The organism is Modestobacter sp. KNN46-3 (genome assembly GCF_011039295.1).
In genome coordinates, this window is the sequence record NZ_JAAKGN010000271.1 from 1 (window position 1) to 3,194 (window position 3,194).

The following is a 3,194-nucleotide window of genomic DNA, read 5'->3' on the forward strand; positions in this document are numbered from 1 at the left end:
GCTGACCACCAGCACCGTGCCGGGGAAGCTGTCGAGCAGGTCCTCCAGTGCGGTCAGCGTGTCGATGTCCAGGTCGTTGGTGGGCTCGTCGAGCAGCAGCACGTTCGGCTCGCCCATCAGCAGCCGCAGCAGCTGCAGCCGCCGGCGCTCGCCGCCGGAGAGGTCGCCGACCGGCGTCCACTGGCGGTTGGCGGCGAAGCCGAACCGCTCGGCCAGCGAGGACGCGGAGATCTCCTGGTTGCCGATCTTGGCGATCCGGGCGACGTCCTGCACCGCCTCGAGCACCCGTTGCCGCGGGTCGAGCTCGGTGACGTGCTGGGACAGGTACGCCGGTGCGACCGTCTGCCCCACGGCGACCGTGCCGGAGTCGGCCTCGTTCTCCCCGACCAGCAGCTTGAGCAGCGAGGTCTTGCCGGCGCCGTTGACGCCGACGATGCCGATCCGGTCGCCCGGCCCGACGTGCCAGGTGAGGTCGCGGAACAGCGTGCGCGGACCGTCGTCGGTCGGCACGGCGTAGTCGACGTCCTCGACGTCGTAGACGCTCTTGCCCAGCCGCCGCGCGGCGAAGCCGGCCAGCGCCATCGTGTCCCGGGCCGGCGGCTCGTCGGCGATCAGCGCCTGCGCGGCCTCGATCCGGAACTTGGGCTTGCTGGTGCGGGCCGGCGGGCCCCGGCGCAGCCAGGCCAGCTCCTTGCGCACCAGGTTGAGCCGGCGGTCCTCGGTCACCGCGGAGATCCGCGCCCGCTCGGCCCGGGCCAGCGTGTAGGCGGAGTAGCCGCCCTCGTAGGCGTGCACGTTGCCGTCGGCGACCTCCCAGGTCGTCGTGCACACCTCGTCCAGGAACCACCGGTCGTGGGTGACGACCAGCAGGCCGCCGGCGCGGGCCTTGACGTACTCGGCGAGCCAGGCGACGCCCTCGACGTCGAGGTGGTTGGTCGGCTCGTCCAGCACCAGCAGGTCCAGCGGCCGGATCAGCTGGGCGGCCAGCGCGACCCGGCGCCGCTCACCACCGGACATCGGCGCCACCGGGGCGTCCAGGCCCATCCGGTCCAGCTCCAGCCCGTTCAGCACCGACCGGACGGCGGGGTCGCCGGCCCACTCGTGCTCCTCGGCGAACCGGGACGTCGGCAGGACGACGTCGCGCACCGTCGTCCCGGCCGGGAGGGTGCCGGTCTGGTCGAGCACCCCCATGGCCAGGTCGCCGCGGCGGGTGACCCGGCCGGAGTCGGGCTCGTCGGTGCCGGTGAGCACGCTCAGCAGGGTGGACTTGCCGCCCCCGTTGCGGCCGACGATGCCGATCCGCTCACCGGCCGCGACCCCGAGGGAGACGTCGTCGAGGATGACCGTCGTGCCGTGTGCCTTGTGCACCCGTTCGAGGTTGACCAGGTTCAGGGGTGCGCTCATCACCACCCAGCATCCCAGGTCCGCCGGGCCCGCTCCCGCCAGCCCGCGCTCGTCGGGTCCTCAGCGCCGCCAGAACAGGTGGTGGGTCACCCCGCTCGGGCTGGGGACGACCTCGTGGTGGAACCGGTCGAGCAGCTCGTCGGGCGACGTCCACAGCCGCGACCCGGCGCCGAGCTCGACCGGTGCCACTGCCACGTGCACGGTGTCGACCAGGTCGGCGTCCAGGAACTGCCGGATGGTGGTGACTCCCCCGCCGAGCCGGACGTCGCGACCGTCGGCCGCCTCCTTCGCCTGCTCGAGGACCGTGGCCGGTGCACCGCTGACGAAGTGGAACGTCGTGTCCGACAGCGAGAACGAGGGCCGCTCGTGGTGGGTCAGCACGAACACCGGCGTGTGGAACGGGGGCTCGTCCCCCCACCAGCCCTGCCACTCGTGGTCGCGCCACGGTCCGCGCTGGGGCCCGAACTTGTTCCGGCCCATGATCTCGGCGCCGATGTTGCGCCCGAACTCACGCATGAAGTGGTCGTCCAGGCCGCGGGTGCCGCCGGGCTGGGTGCGGTTGGGCCAGCTCGCGGTGGCGAACGCCCAGGCGCCCAGCACCGCCGGGTCGGCGTGGCCGAACGGCCGCTCCAGGCTCTGGCCCTCCCCCGCACCGAAACCGTCGCTGGAGAGCATGACGTTGTGGACCCTGAGCAGCTGTTGCACGGGAGCCTCCTCTGACGTGGTCGCTGTCAGGAGGGACCGCCCCCGACCGCAGAACTCATCGCCGCCCGCTCAGGCGAGGCGGGTGACCTCCACGGTCACGCTCGAGCCCTCGCTCCGGGGGCCGGAGAAGATGCCCTTGAGCGGCGGGACGTCGGAGTAGTCGCGCCCCCGCGCCAGGGTCACGTGCCGGGGCCCGATCTCCACCGAGTTCGTCGGGTCGAAGCCGGACCACCCGCCGTCCCACCACTCCACCCAGGCGTGGCTCTCGCCGGTGACCGTCTGCCCGATCGCCGCCGCGGGCTCGGGGTGCAGGTACCCGGAGACGTACCGGGCGGGCAGCCCCAGGGCGCGGAGCAGACCGACGGAGACGTGCGAGATGTCCTGGCAGACGCCCTTGCGGTGCGTCCACGCCTGCATGGCGTTGGTCTTCACGTTGGTCGAGCCGGTCAGGTACGCCATGTGCTGGTGCACGAAGCCGCAGACCAGGTGCCCGGCCTCCCGCGGGCCGGCGTCCCCGAGGGCGGCCCGCACCTCGGCGACCACCGGCTCGTCCATCGCGGTCAGCGGCGTCGGCCGGAGCATCTCCCCGAACCGGTCCTGCAGGTCGGGGACGGCCAGGTCGGCCCAGTCCACCGGGTCCGGGACGTGCGGCTCCGGGCCGGCCTCCACCTCCGAGGTGGCCTGCACGACGAGCTCGGTGTGCGGGCCGTGGGTGTCGAAGGCGGTGACCGTCGACCCCCAGTAGTCGCGGTAGGCGTGCACCGTGGCGGTCGGCTCGATCTCCACCCGGGAGCGCAGCGTGGTCTGCCGGCTGCTGTTCTCCGGGGTCATCCGGGCCTCGTTGTAGGACGAGCGGACCGGCCCGCCGTAGCGGAAGGAACTGCGGTGCACGACCTGCAGCCGCCAGCGGTCGCTGGGCACCCGCGCCGGGCCGGACTGGACCTGCGACTGCGACTGGGACTGCGGCACCGCGCTCACCCTGCGCCTTCCGGCACCCAGACCTGGGGCGCCTGCTCGGTGAAGAACCGGTTGGTGACCGCCTCGCTGGCGGCTGAGCAGGTGCGCTGCAGCTCGTCCAGCCGGGC

The 3,194-nt window shown here is 73.2% G+C and carries 3 protein-coding genes; all 3 read right to left on the reverse strand.

Annotated features, from left to right (window positions below; genetic code table 11):
- The coding region (locus G5C62_RS26320) for an ABC-F family ATP-binding cassette domain-containing protein (RefSeq protein ID WP_164703315.1) at positions 1 to 1,404 on the reverse strand (1,404 nt) is incomplete at its 3' end.
- Between the two features lie 60 nt (positions 1,405 to 1,464).
- Positions 1,465 to 2,109: a dihydrofolate reductase family protein gene (locus G5C62_RS26325; RefSeq protein ID WP_164703316.1), complete on the reverse strand. Its 645-nt coding sequence runs from the start codon at positions 2,107 to 2,109 to the stop codon at positions 1,465 to 1,467.
- A gap of 69 nt (positions 2,110 to 2,178) precedes the next feature.
- Positions 2,179 to 3,078: a transglutaminase family protein gene (locus G5C62_RS26330; protein ID WP_241176155.1), complete on the reverse strand. Its 900-nt coding sequence runs from the start codon at positions 3,076 to 3,078 to the stop codon at positions 2,179 to 2,181.
- Positions 3,079 to 3,194 lie beyond the last annotated feature (116 nt).